This window comes from Polaribacter sp. Asnod1-A03 (genome assembly GCF_045063585.1).
Lineage (GTDB): Bacteria > Bacteroidota > Bacteroidia > Flavobacteriales > Flavobacteriaceae > Polaribacter.
Genome location: NZ_JBEFOE010000009.1, coordinates 65720 through 86729, shown reverse-complemented (window position 1 = coordinate 86729; position 21010 = coordinate 65720). Strand labels below are relative to the sequence as shown.

At 28.9% G+C, this 21010-nt stretch carries 20 protein-coding genes; all 20 read left to right on the top strand.

What is annotated here, in order from left to right:
• The first annotated feature begins 516 nt into the window (after positions 1-516).
• A complete protein-coding gene (locus ACJJVY_RS00730) occupies positions 517-2094 on the top strand; it encodes a tetratricopeptide repeat protein (RefSeq protein ID WP_405604132.1) in 1578 nt (525 codons plus the stop codon).
• 159 nt (positions 2095-2253) lie between these two features.
• Positions 2254-2886 (top strand): DUF6000 family protein, encoded by a 633-nt coding sequence (locus ACJJVY_RS00725; RefSeq protein ID WP_405604130.1) that lies wholly within the window; start codon positions 2254-2256, stop codon positions 2884-2886.
• 143 nt (positions 2887-3029) lie between these two features.
• On the top strand, positions 3030-3473 hold the full coding sequence (locus tag ACJJVY_RS00720; RefSeq protein ID WP_405604128.1) for a hypothetical protein: 444 nt from the start codon (positions 3030-3032) through the stop codon (positions 3471-3473).
• Complete coding sequence (locus tag ACJJVY_RS00715; protein ID WP_405604126.1) at positions 3470-4294, top strand: tetratricopeptide repeat protein; 825 nt, start codon at positions 3470-3472, stop codon at positions 4292-4294. Before ACJJVY_RS00720 ends, ACJJVY_RS00715 begins: the two co-directional genes overlap by 4 nt.
• 163 nt (positions 4295-4457) lie before the next feature.
• The gene (locus ACJJVY_RS00710) at positions 4458-4901 is read left to right on the top strand and encodes a hypothetical protein (protein ID WP_405604128.1); all 444 of its coding nucleotides are present in this window, start codon (positions 4458-4460) and stop codon (positions 4899-4901) included.
• Positions 4898-5722, top strand: coding sequence for a tetratricopeptide repeat protein (locus ACJJVY_RS00705; RefSeq protein ID WP_405604126.1), 825 nt, complete (start codon positions 4898-4900; stop codon positions 5720-5722). The genes ACJJVY_RS00710 and ACJJVY_RS00705 overlap by 4 nt, the downstream gene beginning before the upstream one ends.
• Before the next feature lie 169 nt (positions 5723-5891).
• A complete protein-coding gene (locus ACJJVY_RS00700) occupies positions 5892-7019 on the top strand; it encodes a hypothetical protein (protein ID WP_405604124.1) in 1128 nt (375 codons plus the stop codon).
• Positions 7020-7171: 152 nt separating this feature from the next.
• Positions 7172-7903 carry a HEAT repeat domain-containing protein gene (locus tag ACJJVY_RS00695; protein ID WP_405604122.1) on the top strand — a complete coding sequence of 244 codons (732 nt, stop codon included), beginning with the start codon at positions 7172-7174 and terminating at the stop codon, positions 7901-7903.
• Between the two features lie 135 nt (positions 7904-8038).
• On the top strand, positions 8039-8419 hold the full coding sequence (locus ACJJVY_RS00690; RefSeq protein ID WP_405604120.1) for a hypothetical protein: 381 nt from the start codon (positions 8039-8041) through the stop codon (positions 8417-8419).
• 1091 nt (positions 8420-9510) lie between these two features.
• Entirely contained in the window at positions 9511-10488 is a 978-nt protein-coding gene (locus tag ACJJVY_RS00685) for a S41 family peptidase (RefSeq protein WP_405604118.1), read from the top strand.
• Between the two features lie 396 nt (positions 10489-10884).
• Positions 10885-11520, top strand: a complete 636-nt coding sequence (locus ACJJVY_RS00680) for a hypothetical protein (protein ID WP_405604116.1) — start codon at positions 10885-10887, stop codon at positions 11518-11520.
• A 227-nt stretch (positions 11521-11747) separates the two neighbouring features.
• Positions 11748-12698 (top strand): toxin-antitoxin system YwqK family antitoxin, encoded by a 951-nt coding sequence (locus ACJJVY_RS00675; RefSeq protein WP_405604114.1) that lies wholly within the window; start codon positions 11748-11750, stop codon positions 12696-12698.
• A 200-nt stretch (positions 12699-12898) separates the two neighbouring features.
• The gene (locus ACJJVY_RS00670; protein WP_405604112.1) at positions 12899-14389 is read left to right on the top strand and encodes a T9SS type A sorting domain-containing protein; all 1491 of its coding nucleotides are present in this window, start codon (positions 12899-12901) and stop codon (positions 14387-14389) included.
• A 669-nt stretch (positions 14390-15058) separates the two neighbouring features.
• Entirely contained in the window at positions 15059-15658 is a 600-nt protein-coding gene (locus tag ACJJVY_RS00665; RefSeq protein ID WP_405604110.1) for a hypothetical protein, read from the top strand.
• Positions 15659-15912: 254 nt separating this feature from the next.
• Entirely contained in the window at positions 15913-16365 is a 453-nt protein-coding gene (locus ACJJVY_RS00660) for a hypothetical protein (RefSeq protein WP_405604108.1), read from the top strand.
• Positions 16366-16387: 22 nt separating this feature from the next.
• Entirely contained in the window at positions 16388-17362 is a 975-nt protein-coding gene (locus ACJJVY_RS00655; protein ID WP_405604106.1) for a helix-turn-helix domain-containing protein, read from the top strand.
• 871 nt (positions 17363-18233) lie between these two features.
• A complete protein-coding gene (locus ACJJVY_RS00650) occupies positions 18234-18854 on the top strand; it encodes a hypothetical protein (protein ID WP_405604104.1) in 621 nt (206 codons plus the stop codon).
• A 158-nt stretch (positions 18855-19012) separates the two neighbouring features.
• Positions 19013-19780: a hypothetical protein gene (locus tag ACJJVY_RS00645; protein WP_405604102.1), complete on the top strand. Its 768-nt coding sequence runs from the start codon at positions 19013-19015 to the stop codon at positions 19778-19780.
• A gap of 201 nt (positions 19781-19981) precedes the next feature.
• Positions 19982-20389 carry a hypothetical protein gene (locus tag ACJJVY_RS00640; protein WP_405604101.1) on the top strand — a complete coding sequence of 136 codons (408 nt, stop codon included), beginning with the start codon at positions 19982-19984 and terminating at the stop codon, positions 20387-20389.
• 247 nt (positions 20390-20636) lie between these two features.
• On the top strand, positions 20637-20942 hold the full coding sequence (locus ACJJVY_RS00635) for a suppressor of fused domain protein (RefSeq protein ID WP_405604099.1): 306 nt from the start codon (positions 20637-20639) through the stop codon (positions 20940-20942).
• The last annotated feature ends 68 nt before the right edge of the window (positions 20943-21010 follow it).

Below are 21010 nucleotides of genomic sequence, written 5' to 3'. Positions count from 1 at the left end.
GATAAATTAGAAAAACTGTGTGTCGAATTTCAAAAATTTTCGGAATTATCACTCAAATGTGGAATGAAATACAACAGCGGAATTGCTCACTCAAACTCTGAATTGAATTACGCTTGATTTTTTAGCTTGTTTGCGGAATCTTAAACTGAATTGGAAACTCGAAATCTCACGCAATCGGAATTTAGAAAGTTGCGGAATTGCTTACTCTAATCTGAATTTAAATATTGCGGAATTTGAGCAAGTTTACGGAATCGAAAACTGCGGAATTTACTCAAACTTTGAAAACGAAAATTATCGAAAAAACATAAATTCGGAATAAATTACTAAACGAACAAAAAAGCACTAAAAGCTAACAACGTGTATAATTAATTGCTTTTTTTAGATTACTTACGAAAATTCCGCTGGAATTTTCTCGGGTTCGGTCAATTTTTGCTAACTTAGTCGCTAAACCACGCAACTAAGTTATACACAAAACCGTTGTGTGTAATACCGATAGAAACAAAATTAGATATTTAAATGGACAAAAATACAATTGAATTAATTAAAACTATCGGAAGTCAGTGGAAATTTCTTTTAGTAGTTTTTTTCATAATTATCTTTATAGTAAAATGGAAAACTATCTGGTCATTTGTCAGCAACTTTACACAAGTTAGAGTAAAAAGAGGACAAACGGAATTTGAACTTCATAGAAAAGAAAATAAAGAAGAGAATGAAACAATTAATAAAGAGAAAGAAAAATCTAAAGGAGAATCATTAGAAGATGACAATGAAGAAATTCCTGAAATAAAAAAAGAAAACAATCTTCATATTTTATACCACGAAGCGTTATCCGAAAGAAAATTTAATGAAGCAAAAGATTTTTTTGATAAAATACTAAAGGCAGAAACTAACTCGAAGAAAAGAAAAGAAGAAATAATACGAAATTATTATTGGAGACATTCTTATGGCGATACTTCTGCATTTACTGAATTAGAAAATCATACGTCAGCTATAGAAAATGATAATGAACAAAAATCGGTTGGACTTTATTATTTAAGTTTAATTTATAAAGAAGCTAACAACTATAAAAAAGCAATTGAGTTAGCTAATAAAGCTTTAGAAATAACTACAGATAATGAACAAAAATCATATTGCATCTCAAAAATATCAGAATTCCATTTAGATAATGATAATAAAAAAGAAGCTCTAGAGATTATAATTAAAAATATAGATTCTATTAACGATAAAGAACCAAAAACTATTCTATATCGAGCTTTAGCAAATTACTACAAAAAAACTGACAATAAGTTATTGGAATCAGTAGCATATCAAAAAGCTTTAGAGTTATCACCAAATAATACTTATTTATTATTTGATTCAGCTTATAATTATAGTGAAACTGAAGATAATTTAGAAGATTTAGGATTCTTATTATATAAAAAACTATTGAGCTTTAACTCTAAAGACCAAAATGCTTTAAATAATATTGGAGTCGCATATAAAAATCTTGGGCTAGGAATTAAATCCATAGAGCAATATAAAAAGTCATTCGAATTAAAAAACAGTTTAGCTGCTTCCAATATAGGATATTCATTAATTCATCTTGGGTTTGTAAAAGAAGCAGAAGAATATTTAAATAAAGCAGAGGAATTTGAAAATCCTCACGAGAATGTTTTTAATGCAGTATCTTCGATTAAATCTAAAATAAAAGAGGAAAAGGAATTAGAAGAGAAAATATTAAAAAAAGCAAATAGAAAATATAGGTTTTTTAACCATTTTGGTAATGCCATATTTACTTCAAATAAAATTAAAATTAAAAGTTCAAATAAATGGCATTTAAATAAGATACCTATAACAATTACCCAAAACGATAATAGAATAGAAATATCTTGGGAAATTGGAGAAGAAAAACACTCAATAAATGGAATAATAACAAACAATTCAATTATTGCAACATATAAAAAACCTAAAAAGAATATTTACAGCTATAGTGAGCAAAACAAATACATCCATAGAGATATTAAAGGGTTTGGCTATTTAAATTCAAGTCAAGAAATGACATTCATATTTGAGTTTGAAAAAGAAATTATTGAATTGAATTTTATTGAAAAATAAAGTACTACACACAACACCGTATAAAATTAATTGCTAGTTTTAGCTTATTTACGAAAGTCCTCGCGGACTTTCTATCTGTGATTTATTTGCTAACTTTAGTGCTTAAAACACGCAACTAATCTTATACATCAACGTTACCTGCAATTTGACAAACCAACAATGGACGAACAAACAAAGAGAAATATTGAACTTCATTCCGCAGGTGCAACCGTAAGACACAAAAGTCCATTTGAAAATTTGGAACATTACGAGTCCGAAACTAAAATTGATAAGGAATTTATTAATAAATGGGTTTTACCATTTTATATGTCATTCCCGAAAAAGAATGAATTTATCTCTGACTTTAATGAAGTCAAATCTGAATTGAATATCGAAATCGCAAAAAAATTATTAGGGAATTTTAATTGGAGAACCCGAATTGTTGGCGCATACTTTGCAACAATTCAAAATTATACTGAATTAGAAAATATTATCGGAATTCACCTTCTGAAAAGTCAAGTCTGCTACGCTGGAGAAGGTTATTGTTTTGCACTTGCCTCTTTTAACACTGAAAATTCAATTGGTTTTTTAAAAAAATATCTTGACTATTATTTGACTCGAAAAGATTTGCAATTTGAACAAAGTGGTGCGCTATTAGCATTAAACTGGACTGATAAGCAAAACGGAACAAATGACGTGGAAAAATATTTACCAATTTATAAAGAATGGAATTCAAGCCAATATTCACAAGATATTAAATCGAGATTTGAACACTTTAATAGATTAATAACTGAATTAAAAAACTGCAGGTAACACCGTGTATAAGCCATTGCTTGGTCATCGCTCATCTGGAATATTCCTTCGGAAATTCCAGCGCAGTTTTGTACTTTTAATGGTTCGTACCGAGACACGCCACAGCTCATACACAAAACGTTGTACACCATTTGAGAGAAACATTGAGAAATTTAATTTACATCTTAACAATCATAACATTTTTTTCTTGCAATAGAAAATCTGGAGAATTAGACTTATGTGGTATGGGTATTCTTAAACCATATTATCTAACAGGTTTAGATTATGAAGGTGGACTATTTGCTATAAAACAAAAATATAAGGAAGAATATATTCCCGTAAAAAAAGGACAAAACTCTGGAATAGTAAAAATTAGATTTGATGTTAATTGTAAGGGAGAAACTGGGAATTTTGAACTTGAAACTTACAATCTAAAATATGAATCAATAACTATGAATGATTCTATCACTAACCAAACAGTTTCAATAGCGAAAAAATTAAATAATTGGATTCCAGGAACTAATGATGATAATGAAAACATTAATTCATTTAAATTTATAGCAATAAAAGTAATTAATGGAGAAATTAAAGAAATATTACCAAAATGATAAAATGGGTTAAACGAATCATACTTGGACTTTTAAGTACTATTCTTGTACTAATTTTACTTTTTATTATAATTAAACCAAAACCATATTACATAATTAATTATGCTATTGGTTCACAAATGCAATGGTTTGGATATGATAAAGAAGGTAATGAGATGATTGAAAAATCAATAAAAAAACTCAAGAATTTTAATGCTTCACAATATCACGTAGTTTCAATTCAAAACACAAAGAATGGTAATTATAATAAGGCAATTGAATATTTGGACAAAGCTTCTGAATTAGAACCAAAAGAAGTAGATGGTTATTATGGTTGGTTATTACTTTATTATTATAGAGATTATGAAAAATCTTTATTTCACTTAAACAGATATGATTCTTTCACACCTGATTTTGTTGATTATGTCGGAGATGATAATATACTTTATGCAAAAGCTCTATGCTATAAAGAATTAGGAGAATATTCTAAAGCATTAGTATTATTTGATAACGCAATTAAGTCTGAACTAAAAGAACACGATGAAAGCTGGATTTCTCATCAAATTTATTTTCAAAAAGCGAGAACATTACATTTATTAGGTCAACAAAAAAAAGCTATTGAATATTACGACAGAACAATTAAGTTATGGGATAAAAGTGCTGAATCGTTTTATTATAAAGGTCTAGCTCAAATCGAAATTAATGACTCATTAGTTGGGCGTAAAAACCTGAATATAGCATTAGATTTAGTAACGAAAGGTTATAAAACTTCTGATAGTTATGTTGCATTATTTGATGAAGTTTATCAAATGGAAATTGAAAAAACAATTAATGAACTTTAGGAAAAAAACGGTGTACAACACCGTGTAAAAAAAATTGCTGGTAAAAGCCTACTTACGAAAATCCTCTCGGATTTTCTTGGTTCGTGTTTTATTTACTAACTTTAATGCTTTAAATACGCAACTTTTCTTACACAACAACGTTGTACACCATTTGAGAGAAACATTGAGAAATTTAATTTACATCTTAACAATCATAACATTTTTTTCTTGCAATAGAAAATCTGGAGAATTAGACTTATGTGGTATGGGTATTCTTAAACCATATTATCTAACAGGTTTAGATTATGAAGGTGGACTATTTGCTATAAAACAAAAATATAAGGAAGAATATATTCCCGTAAAAAAAGGACAAAACTCTGGAATAGTAAAAATTAGATTTGATGTTAATTGTAAGGGAGAAACTGGGAATTTTGAACTTGAAACTTACAATCTAAAATATGAATCAATAACTATGAATGATTCTATCACTAACCAAACAGTTTCAATAGCGAAAAAATTAAATAATTGGATTCCAGGAACTAATGATGATAATGAAAACATTAATTCATTTAAATTTATAGCAATAAAAGTAATTAATGGAGAAATTAAAGAAATATTACCAAAATGATAAAATGGGTTAAACGAATCATACTTGGACTTTTAAGTACTATTCTTGTACTAATTTTACTTTTTATTATAATTAAACCAAAACCATATTACATAATTAATTATGCTATTGGTTCACAAATGCAATGGTTTGGATATGATAAAGAAGGTAATGAGATGATTGAAAAATCAATAAAAAAACTCAAGAATTTTAATGCTTCACAATATCACGTAGTTTCAATTCAAAACACAAAGAATGGTAATTATAATAAGGCAATTGAATATTTGGACAAAGCTTCTGAATTAGAACCAAAAGAAGTAGATGGTTATTATGGTTGGTTATTACTTTATTATTATAGAGATTATGAAAAATCTTTATTTCACTTAAACAGATATGATTCTTTCACACCTGATTTTGTTGATTATGTCGGAGATGATAATATACTTTATGCAAAAGCTCTATGCTATAAAGAATTAGGAGAATATTCTAAAGCATTAGTATTATTTGATAACGCAATTAAGTCTGAACTAAAAGAACACGATGAAAGCTGGATTTCTCATCAAATTTATTTTCAAAAAGCGAGAACATTACATTTATTAGGTCAACAAAAAAAAGCTATTGAATATTACGACAGAACAATTAAGTTATGGGATAAAAGTGCTGAATCGTTTTATTATAAAGGTCTAGCTCAAATCGAAATTAATGACTCATTAGTTGGGCGTAAAAACCTGAATATAGCATTAGATTTAGTAACGAAAGGTTATAAAACTTCTGATAGTTATGTTGCATTATTTGATGAAGTTTATCAAATGGAAATTGAAAAAACAATTAATGAACTTTAGGAAAAAAACGGTGTACAACACCGTGTAAAAAAAATTGCTGGTAAAAGCCTACTTACGAAAATCCTCTCGGATTTTCTTGGTTCGTGTTTTATTTACTAACTTTAATGCTTTAAATACGCAACTTTTCTTACACAACAACGTTATGTGCAAGCTAAAAAAAAGACACTAATTGAAAGAAGAAGTAATAGTTAAACTTGAGCGAATAGCAGACATTTGGAATCATTTCATTTGGGAATATGATTTTTGCAAACGAAAAATAAAATTTACGCCAGATGTTAGAACTAACTATTTCGGAGCAATATTGGGTTACTTTCAAGATACATTTGATATAATATTTGAAAATAAAGAAACGGAATCAAATTCTGACCGTTTTTCAAATCAAATAAGCCTTTTGCAAAGCATTTATGTTCAACAAGATTTTATAGAAGAATCATTAATAATATTTAAATGCGGAATCGATAAAGGTGATTTAAAAAAAGATTCTAACTATTTTATAAACAGAGATATTAGAAATGAATTAGTTGGTCACCCAATCAGGAAATACAAAGGAGACATTATTTCTTCCTGCTTATTTGGATACAATGGAGGAAAAGGTAAAATTGTCTATTTAAGATATCACAAAGACAATAACTTTAAGTTTGAATCTATGGAGTTCCCAATTTCGGAAATAATAGAAAGGCACAAAGATTTTTTGAACAAATATTTTGACAAAATACTCAACAAACTAAAACGAATACTATTTGATTTTTCAAAAGAAATTGAAAACTTAGAAAATCTAATAGACAATAAAAGCTTTGATGAAATTCTTACCATCTCAAAGATATTTTATGAATCTATTTTTAAATATGATTTTATTTACGACCAAGAGTCTTTAAAAAAGGTTTATGCAAAAAAAGACGAACATAAAAGGTATCAAAACTTAATTGACAAATTCTATTACGACTTAAAAAGTAGCTTAAAGGAAAAGAAAGAATATGCAATCGAACTTTTTGAACCTAAAAAGGAATTTAAAGAAACAAATATTGGAATTCCAACTATTAATATAAACTTTGAGAAAACAACTAAAATAAATTCACTTGAAAAAGAAAGACCTGTAACTTATCATTATGAACTTGGTAAAATTGCAACAAAAAGAACACCAATGGACTTTGAATTTTTCGGAGGTTGTTTAAAAAGTAAATGTGCTGAAAATAAAATAGTATTAAATGAATTAGAACATATGGAATTGAATATATACAATGATATTGAATATTATTCCGCATATCGATTAATATGTAGTGAACTGAAAGAAGATTAAAAGCCTGCACATAACACCGTATAAAATTAATTGCTGGTTTTAGCTTATTTACGAAAGTCCAAACGGACTTTCTTGGTTCGTGTTTTATTTAGTAAATTAGTTCCTTAAAACACGCAACTAACCTTATACAACAACGTTGGCATTAATATAAAATGAACGTAATCGAAAAAACTTTTGAGAAGAAATTAAAAGAAAAGCTTTCAAAAATGCCAGTTGAAAACTTGTTGTCTGAAATGACAAATAATAGTTATTATTTTCCATATAACATTTGGAAAAAATACTTTGACAAAAAATCAATTGAAAGTGGAAAATGGATTTCTTGGTTTGCTACAAGAGAAGCAGAAAAAATAACTGATTTAGAACAAGCTCAAACTCTCAAAAAAATAATTGAAAACAAAAATAAAAATACCGAAATAAGAAGAAAATCTTTTTTCTGCTTAGGACATTTATCAAAAAACACAAGAAATAAAGAACTTTTTGAATATTTAATTAATTATCTAAAATCTGAACCTGAAGAAATTCAAGAAACAATTTTTGCGTCAATAAGAAACGCTGAAAAACCAATTGAATATAATTTGAAACCAATTATAGAAATTTTGAAAAATGGAAAAATAGGAATGAAGACAAGTGCTGCAGTTGCTCTTAAAAATTCTGAAAATCCTGAAATTGAATTAATATTATTAAATTCCTTTCAAAATGAGAAAAACAAACATTTGCAGGAAATGATTGCTTCAACTTTGAGAACTTTAGGAACAGAAAAATCACTTTATATTCTTGAAGAAAAATTAAAAATTGCGAAAGGAAGAGATTATAAATATTATATTAAAAATGCAATAGAAGGAATAAAAGAACGAATAAATACTAATGCCAACACCGTGTATTAAATATTGCTATATTTGGCTAAACTAAAACCTGTTGCTTCTTTGCCAACTTCTGAATTTCCGTTGGAAATTCCTCGTTCACAAAGCCGCAACATTCAATACACAACAACGTTGTGGGTAATTTGAGGAAAAACCGAAATGAAAGAATCTAAAAGACTGAATTTTTTAAAATCATATCTCAAATTATATGGAGTTGAGAAAATTGAATTAACTAATGAAACGATTGATTCAATAAGCGGAATTGCAATCTTTGACGAGAATGACGCAGAAGAAAGACAGGAATTTATTTGGTATAAATCTGAAAAGGAAAATCCTTCACCAGAATTAAACATTCTAATTGAAAAAATTGTGGCGGAAAAATGGCATAATGGAGACAAAATTTCAGAACATATTGAGGAATTGGAATTTGAAGAGTTTGACAGCTCAACTAAAGAAAAAATCTTGGCTGAATTATTTGACATCCGAATTAGAATGGTTGACGATAAAGAAGAAACGGACTCTTTTTGGGTGCATTATTAAATTAAGAAAATGTTATGAAAGAAAAACTTGAAAAATTGAAAAAGGAAATTGACGAAATTTCAAATTGTGTTTGGAAAGTTAGTCTAACTCACGAACTTGGTCCTAAAGTTGAAAAGATTGGAGAAAATTGAAAAAGAAATCGAGTTATCAGCTTTAGAAATGAATCAACAGATTGAAAGAAAAATAAAAAACTACCCACAACAACATATATAATTTATTGCTAGTTTTTTGCCTACTTACGAAAATCCTCGCGGATTTTCTTTGTCAGTAATTATTTACTAAATTAAGTGCATAAAACACGCAACAAACCATATATAAACACGTTGCCAAAAACTGGTTGAAATTCCTCAAAAACGTGCCAGTTATTTAAAATTGCATTTTACTTTTATCTTTTTTGCGCGTAAAATGTTGGAAAAATTTGTTGCTTAAAATTGTTGAAAATGGAAAATAAAAAATGCTGAACAGTCTCTTGCTAATGAAAATTCTAGTGGGAATTTTCTTTGTTTTCGGAATTTTTAAACGTGAGAATTTACTCAGAATGAAAAATTTGGAATTCTTACTCAAAATCTGAATTAGCAAGTTTGTGGAATTTAAAAAACTGAAAAATTTAAGTTGTAAAAAATTGAATTAAAAGGAAATTTGTGTTCTGAAAAAAGGGAAAAATGAATGACAAAAAATAAACCCGCATTTGGCAACACCGTGCATAATTCATTGCTTACTTCAGTTTTTCTTGCGAAAAACCTCGTAAACGCAAAAGTCTGTAATTATTAATTATTTTTCGCTAAATTTACGCAACAAATCATAGCACAAACACGTTGGCAATAATTTATGAAAACAGTAATCCGAATCATATTAGTAATGACATTTCTGCAAAGTTGTTCGAAAAACAACATCAATTCTGACTTACTTGGAAATTGGAAATCAACTAAAAGTGCGAATATTGTGGAATTGAATTTCTTTAAGGATGCAATTAATTTATACAACGAAATAAGATTACACTTATCTTTAGGTTATAAAACACCGAATATGGTATATAAATTATCAGCTTAAAAATAAATTTTAACCTGTAGCCATATTTCAGGACGAGACATATGAGAAAGACGATTTTCATACTAACATTTTTTATAATCATTAGTGCTTTTTCACAAGAAAAAAAACTAGGAAAAAGTGAATTAAAGTATTACAAAGAACTAATAAAACATTTTAAGTCTAAATCAATAAATAAGGATTCAATTGACTGGGAAAATTTTGAAAAAAAAACATTAACAAATGCCCTTATTTCTAGAGATTCAGCGATTAGAACAGCATTGACTTTAAATGGAGAAAGTCACTCTTTTTATTACAGAATAGATAATAAAACAAGAATATTTGGAAATTTTGAGTCAAAACCTTTTCTTGGAAAAAGAAAGAAAATAAATGATATTAAAATTGAAAATTCAGGTTATATTAAAATAAACCACTTTATTTCATCTAAAACAAGTTTAAAAGAAACAATTGAAAGATCTAAAATTTATATAAATAAGAATATTGAAAATATTAAATCTAATGATAGTGAAAATTTAAAATGTTGGATAATTGATTTAAGAAATAATGGAGGTGGGCAAATGTGGCCAATGATAATTTCATTAACTCCTTTTTTAAAGGAAGGAAATATAGGTTACACAGTTAAAGAAAAAAAAGAAACCAATTGGAGAAAAGTGAATGGTGAAATCCTGTATGGAAAAAGAAATAAAACGAAAAAATATTTAGGAAAACCTTTCAATTATTCTCTAAAAAACCCAAGAATGAAAGTTGCTGTATTAATCAACGAATGGACAACAAGTTCTGCAGAAGCAACAGCAATTGCAGTTTTGAGTAATTCTAATGTAAAATTTTTTGGAACAAAAACTTTTGGATATACTTCAAACAATACAAGTATTAAAATGAAAAATGGAGATTATCTTCATTTAACAACTGGATTTTGGAAAAATTATAATGGAAAAAAATTTAAAGATGGAATTATTCCTGATTTTGAATCTTGCAATGAGAAAGAATTGAAAGAATCTTTAAAAAATTGGATTAAAAAGTAATACTGCAGGTAACACAGTATAAACTTTATTGCTGTTTATAGCTCACTTTGGAAATTCCTTCGGAATTTCGCCGTTCGTGTTTTATTTAGTAAATTCACTGCTTAACCAACGCAACAAAGCTTATACAAATACGTTGCCATTAATTTGATGAAACACCGAAAAATAATACAGACACTTAACCAATTGGACTTAAATTCTTGTTCTGACAATGATGTTAGAAACAACTTAAAACTTTTGGGAGAATTTGGAGTTATGATTACAACTCTTCATAAGGGAAAGAAAATTATTCGAGCAAGACTTTCGGAAGACAAGCCTTTCAAGAACATTTCTGAATTATCATACAAACCTCAAAAATTCAATACTACGTACCAAAGAGCAAGTACGCCATTTCAAACTATGTTCTATGGCTCAATAGTTCCTGAAATATTAGGAAAGTCAGAACCGCAAACGGCACGAATAACTGTCGCTTTTGAATTAAGTGAGTTTTTAAGAGATATTGGAACAGTTGGAGAACAAGATATTGTCTTTAGTGCTTGGGTTGTCGAACAAGATATACAACTAGTTACTTTAATTCACCATAAAAAATTCGCAAGACCAACTGAACTTTCAAGTCAACTACAAGCGGAATTTGAACAATTTGTAAAATCTAATCCTGACCAAAAAATCCCAACTCTTGAAATAAGTAAGTTTTTAGGAAATGAATATGCAAAACTTCCTATAGCAAAGCACACAGATTATATGCATTCTGCAATCTACTCACAATTGGTAACAAAAAAATTTGATGGAGTTTTATACCCAAGTGTTAGAATGGCTGGAGAAGGAATTAATGTTGCAATTAAACCAGAAACTATCGATGAAAAATTGAAGTTTTTAGGGGCATCAGAATGTACTATTTACAAGAACGGAAAGGAAGTATTTGTTGGAAACAATACACAAACAACTATTTCTGGAAACGAAATCGAATTTTTGCCAATCGAAAAAGAATATTTAGTGACTAAAGATTTTGGTAGAAAACAAGTAGGATTGGAATAAAAAACTAATGGCAACAACGTATATAACTCATAGCTAGTTAGTTGCTTAATCGAAGTTAAGGTATATTTATTAGTCCGCCAAATTTTTTAATTTGGCTTATTGGGAAAAGATAATAAGAAAAATTAAAAAATTCGGCTCGTGCTTAATCCGAATGGAAACAGCTATTTTGCACGCTACGAGCCATATACAAAACCGTTATGTGTAATTAACAAGCAACCTCTTAAAAATTGAAAAACTACTATTTAATATTATTAATTCTAATCTTATTTTCTTGTAAAAACAAGAGTGAAATAAATGATTCTCAATATAAGAATTCTAAGTATCTTTTTTATAAAGAAGATGGAAAAGAAGGAATCTGGCAAAAAATAAATAAAAACTCAGACTTTAAATACGAAAAAGGAAAACTAAGTTATTTTTATGAAAATGGAATAAGATTTGGAGAAATTGAAATACTTGACAGCTTTCCTAACAGAATTGAAAAATTTTATAATAAAGAAACTAATCGCTTAACAAAAACAGTTTGGGTCAAAAATGGTTCAGAATACAAAACAGTATATGAAAATGGTTATTACAAAAATTATTACTCAAACAAGGGAGAAATAGTTATTGAAAAAGGCTTAGTTGAAAATAATTTAGAACAAGGCCTCTGGAAACGATATTGGAATAAAAATGGTGAATTAAAAGAAACCATATATTTTAAAGACGGAAAAATTCATGGTGAAAGAAAGAATTATTGGAAAAATGGAAATTTAAAATCTTCTGCTTATTGGGATTCAGGTATACAATCTGGGAAAGGTTTCTTTTATTATGAGAATGGAAATATAGAAGAATCAAACTATAGATTCAATGAAAAACTTCACGGTGAATACAAAGCTTATTACCTTGATAAAACATTAAAAACACATTGTAATTATTGGAATAATCAAACCTTAGATACTTGTAGGAATTATTATCCAAACGGAAATTTGAAAAAATTGGAATTATATAAATTAGACACAATTAGTCTTGAATCATCTGGAAAAGCATTTTTCTATTATGAAAGTGGAAAGCTACAAATGGAAACTGAAGTGAAAAATTATAAGCCTAATGGAATAGCAAAATATTACAATAAACAAAACAAATTAATTGAAATAATAACTTTTGAAAATGGAGTTAAAATTAAATCAACATTAAAATAAAAAACTACACATAACACCGTGTATAATTTATTGCTTACTTAGTTTTTCTTGCGAAAAACCTCGCACGCATAAAAGTCTGTAATTATTGGTTATTTTTAGCTAAATTTACGCAACAAATCATACACAACAACGTTGTAGCAAATTGAATTGAAAATCTTTATTTTTTAAAACACATAAATACTCTTTTATAAAATACTACTATGAAAAAAATACTACTTTTTTTAAGTTTATTATTTACTACTACTTTATTTTCTCAAGTTCAAATAGGCTCTAATATTGATGGAGAAGCTGCATTAGATTTTTCAGGTTGGAGTTTAAGTTTGTCAAGCAATGGAAGTATTGTTGCGATTGGAGCTGTGGGTAATGATGGAAATGGGAGTGGTTCTGGTCACGTTCGGGTTTATGAAAATGTAGGTGGAATCTGGACTCAGATAGGTTCTGATATAGATGGAGAAGCAATAGCGGATCGATCAGGAGTAAGTTTAAGCCTATCAAGTAACGGGAAGATTGTTGCGATTGGAGCTGAACGAAATGATGGAAACGGAACTATTTCTGGTCATGTTCGTGTGTATGAAAATATTGGTGGAGTTTGGACACAGGTGGGCTCTGATATTGATGGAGAAGCAGCAGAAGATCAATCAGGGTTTAGCGTAAGTATGTCAAGTGATGGTAGTAATGTGGCTATAGGAGCTTATGAAAACAATACTACCGCAAGTGGAGTTGGAGCTGGAGAAGGAAGAGCTGGTCATGTGAGAGTGTATGAAAATATTAGTGGAGTTTGGACTCAGATAGGCTCTGACATTGACGGAGAAGATCATAGGGATTCTTCAGGTATAAACGTAAGTTTATCTAGTGAGGGTAGTATTGTAGCAATTGGAGCAAATAGAAACGATGGAAATGGAAATCAATCTGGTCATGTGAGAGTGTATGAAAATATTGGTGGAGTTTGGAGTCAAATTGGTTCTGACATAGATGGAGAGACAGCAGAAGATCAATCAGGATGGGAAATAAGCTTATCTGACGATGGTACTATTGTTGCTATTGGAGCACAATATAACGATGGGAATGGAATTAATTCGGGGCACGTTCGAGTGTATGAAAATATTGGTGGGGTCTGGATCCAAATAGGTTCTGATATAGATGGAGAAGCGGCAGGAGATCTTCAATTTCATGTAAGTTTATCAGGTGACGGAAGCATTGTTGCTATTGGAGCAGAATCCAATGATGGAAATGGAAATGGAGCTGGTCATGTTCGTATCTATAAAAATATAGCAGGCACATGGACTCAAATAGGTTCTGATATTAATGGAGAAGCAACAGGAGATGGTTTAGGTTTTAGTGTAAGTTTATCAAGTGATGGTAACATTGTTGCTGCTGGAGCACCAGGTAACGATAATAATGGTAGTAGCTCTGGTCATGTTCGTGTTTTTGATTTATCTAGCATTTTATCTTTAGATAGTTTTGTGTTAAAAAATACAAGTATCTATCCTAATCCAACCAACAAAGAGTTTACAGTTCATCTAGGTGGAAATATTCAATTTAAAAAACTAAGTGTTTATAATACTTTAGGAAAGTATATTTTAGAATCTTATGATAAAGAAGTGAATATTGAAAACCTTTCAAAAGGGCTTTACTTTGTAAAAATAATATCAAATCAAGGAAAATCGATAAAAAAACTTGTAGTTAACTAGGTATCATAAATTGGATAGCTTTTTTTATGGCTAAGTAATGAATTTATGATATAGTTGTTTAAACAGAAAAACTTGCTACAACACTGTATAAAATTAATTGCTGGTTTTTAGCTTACTTACAACAGTCCAAACGGACTTTCTTGGTTAGTTTTTATTTATTAATTTTTGTGCTTAAAACACGCAACTAATCTTATACAACAACGTTAGCCAAAATAGCGCGAAAAAATTCTGACACTTTAAAAAAAGTCCGTTAAAACAATGATTTTTTCACACGAAATAAAGCGAAAAAACTAACTCAAATGTTGAAAAAACGAGAAAATTGGAAAAGTTAAACACTCTCTCGCTCGTGAAAATTCTTTGTGGGAATTTAGCTAGTTTGTGGAATTAAGTTCTTTGCGGAATTCTTACTCAAAATCTGAATTTAGAAAGTTTACGGAATTTAGCAAATTGCGGAATTAAAATCTTTGTGGAATTTTCACTCAAACTATGAATATTAGAAAACGGAAAAAAACAAATAACTTTGGCTAACAACTTGTATAAAAAATTGCTAAATTTGGCTTAATCAAAAGTTTTTGCTTTTTTATAAGCGTCAATTTTTCCTTCGGAAAATTTGCCGCGTTTTTAAATCGCAAATTTCCATACAAAAATACGTTACCACACATTTGAGAAATGACCGCAATAATAATATTTTTCGTAATTATAATTGGACTGAATTGCATTCCTTATATAACTAAAACTGAATTTCCAAAATTTGAAAAAATAATCAGAAGAGCTTTAATCGTTAATTCAATTACTCTTCTAATAATTGGAATATTTTTATATAATGGTTATCGACTAAAGGGAATTTATACTAATACATTTTTTGAACTGACATTTATAATATTAACTCTATTGTTTTTTAGTTTCGTAAAAAATAATATAAGAAAACTATTATCACTTTTTATTTTAATTCCGTTCCTTTCTTTAACAACTCTACTTTTTATTTTTGAGCAAGTAATCGCTGAATATAAAATTAACGAAACCTATAAAATAGAAGTTTCGGAAAGTGGTTTTTTAAACTGCGGAGAAAGAGTGTCAATTACTAAATCGGAATTTGGAATATTTAGGAAAAGAATATTAATAAGAACAGATTTATGCTTAATTGGAATAGATAAAATAGAAACGGTTGAATTTAACGAAAATAATGCTGAATTTTTAATTTATCACAACGGAATTTATGATAGTGAAAACCCATATAAATTCGGAATGAAAAATAAAAACGTGTGGTAACACCGTATATAATTTATTGCTGGCTTCTTGCCTACTTACGAAAGTCCTCTCGGACTTTCTTGGTCGGTAATTATTTACTAAATTAGTTGCTTGAAACACGCAACAAACCATATACAACAACGTTAGCTGTAATGAAACAACAAACCTATATCTTAAGAACAAGAGAAAATTTTTGAACACAACAAACAAAGATTTGCACACATAAATCACATTCTATTTGAACAATTTTGCATCGTAAAAATAATAAATAAAAGATGGAGAATTTAAAAAGAAAAGATTCGAGCAATTTATCAAAACGTTTAATCAGAGCAGGTGAACTCTTAGTTTCTGGCGAAGACCAAAAAGAATTAGACTCTTATTTCGATACAGAAAATTTTCAATTTCACGGTCCAGGATTTGACGCAGATTACAATGGTCTAATTAGTTACTTTCAAGCTGTACAAGCTGCATTTGGTCCATTAGTAATTAAAAGAGGAATTATAATTGAACAGAACAATTATATCGCCTGCCAAACATTCATTGAAGGAAAATTTATAAATGATTTTACCCAATCACCAATTGGAACTATATCACCAAATGGAGAAAAAGTAGTTTTCGATTTAATGAATATCTTCAAATTTGATAATCAAGGTAGATTAATTGATGAATGGGTAAGAATGGATAATAGAGGTTTTCTTAATCAGCTTGGTGTAAAGGAAAGTAAATAGCATATAACAGGTTTCAAAAAGGATGGGAAATTCATTTAGAAAAGTACCATACCTTTGTTTAAAATTGAAATATAATTTTATAAGGATGGAACTAATTCGATTAAAATCAATTAAAGAATATCATAAAGCACTCGGAATTGGTAATCCTGAGAATCCGATCTTAAGTGTTATCGATCTTTCTAAAGTTGAGCCTCATCCGGGAGAAGGCTTATTAAGCTATGTTTTTGAATTCTATTCAATTTCGCTAAAGAGAACAGAAAGTGGTAATATAAAATATCGTTATGGACAACAAAAATACGATTTTGACAATGGTATTTTGTATTTCATTGCTCCCAATCAAGTTTTTTCTTTTGATGCAGATGAGAATTTTTCTTCAAGTGGTTATATCATACTTATCCATCCAGATTTTCTATGGAAAACTTCTCTAGTAAAAACAATAAAAAGATATGATTTTTTCAATTATAGGATAAATGAAGCCCTTTTTGTATCGGAAAAAGAAGAAGCTATATTAACTACTTTTATTAAAAATATAGAACTTGAAAATAATTTGAATATCGATAAGTTTACTCAAAACATTATAGTTTCCCAAATTGAGTCATTTTTAAGTTATTCAGAACGCTTTTATCAGCGTCAATTTCTATTTAGAAAAATTAACAACCATCAAATTCTTGAGCGATTAGAGGATTTAATAGATGCTTATTTTAAAAATGAAAATTTAGAACAGAAGTCATTATTGTCAGTGAAATTTTTAGCGACAAGTTTGAACATATCTTCAAATTACCTAAGTGGTATTTTAAAAACACACACAGGTCAAACCACACAGCAACATATTCACAATAAATTAATTGAAAAAGCGAAAGAAAAGTTATCTACTACTCAATTGACAATTACTGAAATAGCTTATGAATTAGGTTTTGAACAAAGTCAAAGTTTCAGTAAACTATTTAAAAGTAAAACAAAGTTAACTCCAAAAGAATTTAGAGAGACGTTCAACTAAATCTAAAATATACTAACAAAATCACTACAGCTAACAGCGTATATAAAAAATAGCTGCGTCTTTTCTAAATCGTAAATTTTGTATATTTGGTAAGTCGCCAAATCTTTTGATTTGGCTTTTGAAGAGTAAAGATAAAATCAAAATGCAAAAGTTTTGGCTTGTTTTATGGCGGAGAATTAATCGCTAATTTCTACGCTACTTTTCATATACAATCACGTTAACTGTAATAACGCAGCGCAACCAAATTCGGAATTTTAAGCAAAAAAATCAAAGTGTTTTAAACCGAATTGAACGCGAAAAATGCACTCGAAATCTGAATTTAAAAACGTTGGAATAAATCGTCTGAATTGAATACTCACTCAACTCTGGAAATTCACTCAGTCGGAATTCTCACTCGAAATCTGAATTACATTACGCTGGATTTTTTAGTTCGTTTGAGCAATCAGAATTGTAAGCGGAAAAAGATACTCGAAAATATCCCACTCAATCGGAATTTCTCACTCGAGATTTGAAAGGAGTTACGCTGGATTTTTTAGCTAGTTTGCTCAATCGGAATCGAAAAAATCAACACGTGAATTTTTTACTCGAAACCTGAATTGACTGTGAATTTCTCACTTAGTCGGAATTTTGGAACTGACTTCTATTCTACTGTTATTAATCTTAACTAGAATTTTAGAAGCATAAACACCCTAGGATAAACACAAGCCAAATTTACTACAGTTAACACCGTGTATAGTCAATAGCTTTATATATGCTCATCTGGAATATTCCTTCGGAATATTCTCAGGCTCGTGGGTTTTTGTTAACTTAGTAGCCGTAACACGCTACAAACCATACACAACCACGTTACCAAACAGTTGAAAACCGAACAATGAAACAACTTCTGTCTTTAATATTAATATTTTCGATTCTATCAAGTTGCGACCGAAAAAAATCGGACAAAACCCAATCTGAATTTAACCCAAAAACGGAATTAAAAGCAGAAACGAAATCTGAACCAAAAAAAGAATTGGAAACTATCCAATCAAAAAAGAAAAAGGATACAATTAATAATTATTGGGCTTTAATTCTTGATACCATTTCAAGTAAAAAAGAATTTAAAATTTCTGACTTTAAACATATTCTTGAATTAAAAACCTATAGCTTAAACGATAGTTCAATTGTTAGGAATTTAGCTCAAGACGGAGAACAAGCGTATTTAGACCATTCTCACAAAATGGTGACTGATTTTAAACTTTTGACTGACTCAATTGTTGACAAAAAACAAATCGACAGAACTGACTTTGAAAAATCACTAATTACTGAATTTTATGCAGAATGCAATCTTTTCTCAACAGAAATTGACAGCATTGTTGGAAATAATATTTACCTGACTTCTGACTTGGCTGTTCCAGATACGGACAATCAATGGAGAGTTTGGTATTCCATCAAAATAAATAATAACCGACTTGGAAAATTGGAAATAAAAGAAACGGATTATGTCGGATTATAAAAACCGTTTGGTAACATCGTGTATAAAAAAATGCTACATTAGTGCTTAAATAAAGATCGTTGCACTTTTGTTACGTCTGATTTTCCTGCGGAAAATCCTCGCTCACAAAAACGCAACTTTTCATACACAAACACGTTGGGCACAATTAAAACGAACGAATGAACAGACTTCTAATTTTCTTTTTTTCAATAGTATTTATTGGTTGCTGTAATGAAAAAAAAGTATTGAATAATGGACTTACTAAACAAGCGACCAAAATAACAGAATACACAATCAAATCCATTAATGATTCTTTGAATAATAAAATTCAAGACACTCTTGTAATTACCGAATTGAAATACAACGAAAATGACCAAATAATAAAAAGGTTTCAACAGAATTTATTCGCTGAAGGAACTATGGAAATAGATTTCGTATATAATAAAAGTAAAAAGATTGAAAGAGAAATAGTTAAAATGTCAACTGATAGTTTACCATTAATTGTCAATTACTATTATAATGATTCGTTATTGAATCAAACCAAAAGTTTTTTTGAAAACGATTCCGAAATATTTGAACAAATTGAATCGCATTATTACGGAAAAAACAACAAAATAGAAAAGAAAATATTATCTCAAGTTTTTGTAGACAAAGAATCTACAGATACAATTACAAACTCTGAAACAATAAGTTTTTTTAACAAAAATGAATTTACTGAAAAAACAGAAACAATTAATCATAAAGACTTAAAACGAAATACAAAAACGGAATTTAAATACGATTGTGGAACTCTTATAAAAACTTTGGATTACAATTATCAAGATTCATTAATTTCAACAACAGTTTATAAATATCAGTTGGATAAATTTGACAATTGGATAAAAAAAGAATTCTTTGAAAATGACAAACTGAATTATATAAAAACGAGAGAAATAGAATATAAATAACTGTGCCCAACACCGTATATAATTTATTGCTAGTTCTAGCCTACTTACGAAAATCCTCGCGGATTTTCTATTCGGTTTTTATTTGTTAACTTAGTTGCTTAACCACGCAACAAACCATATACAAACACGTTGTATGCAATTTGAGAAATGGAAATAATAATCACAAAAGGTAAAAATAGAAATACACTGACTTGTAAAAGAATGGATGGAACATTAACAAGTGTGAATCTTGGACCTGATATCCCAAATCACGATATTGCTCATTATGTCGTTGAAAAAGAATTCAAATTGGAAAATGGTTTTTACGGAAAGGTTAAATCTGGAATGACTATAGAAGAATTATCTGATAAAGAAATAATTCGACATTTGGACTCTGAAACTTGGCTATCCGAAATTATGGCGAGAAACCTTCAATCTATTGGTTCTGGAGCAGCGAAAACTGAACAATTCATTGAATTAATAAATTGGGAAGCTCAAAGCATTAGTGGAATTAGAGTTCCGCATATGAACTTAACAGATATTGAAAAAATGAAATCGGAATTTGACCAATTGCGTGAAAAGTGGAATTTGATTCCTGAAAATGGACAATTAAAACTGATTTTTGAATAAAAAAACTGCATACAACACCGTGTAAAATTTAATGCTTTTTAAGGTTTTTCTGGCGAAAAACCTCGCAAGCGTAAAAGTCTGTTTATATTAGTTATTTTTGGCTAAATTTACGCAACAAACCTTACACAACAACGTTGCCCACAATATTGACCCGTCCTGAATAAAGGCTACATAATTTTAAACATTATGTACAAAAATGACAAAGTAATTAGACGGTATTCAGAACCTTTTAAACTAAAAATTCTTGATGAACTCAGTAAAGGTAAACACACANGGAGACCCAGCTGAACCTTTTTCAGAAAATACTCAGTTGAACACAATGGTTTTACTACCAACAATTGTATTAGGAGAAAATTTTCATTTTTTAAAATTAGACTACAAAACCATTGATTTTTATTCTTTGGTTCCGTTGTATAGTGAGGAAGTAGATTTAAAAATGAAAAAAGGAGTTGAAGCTCTTTTCGATGGATTTGACAAATTTGGAGTAAATGATATTCTCGAAATTAATAGACCAAATACAGCTAAAAGAAAAAAACTATTTGGATTATTTTAATAAAAAACTAAAGCTAACACCGTATAAACTTTATTGCTAGTTATAGCTCACTTGGGAAATTCCTCCGG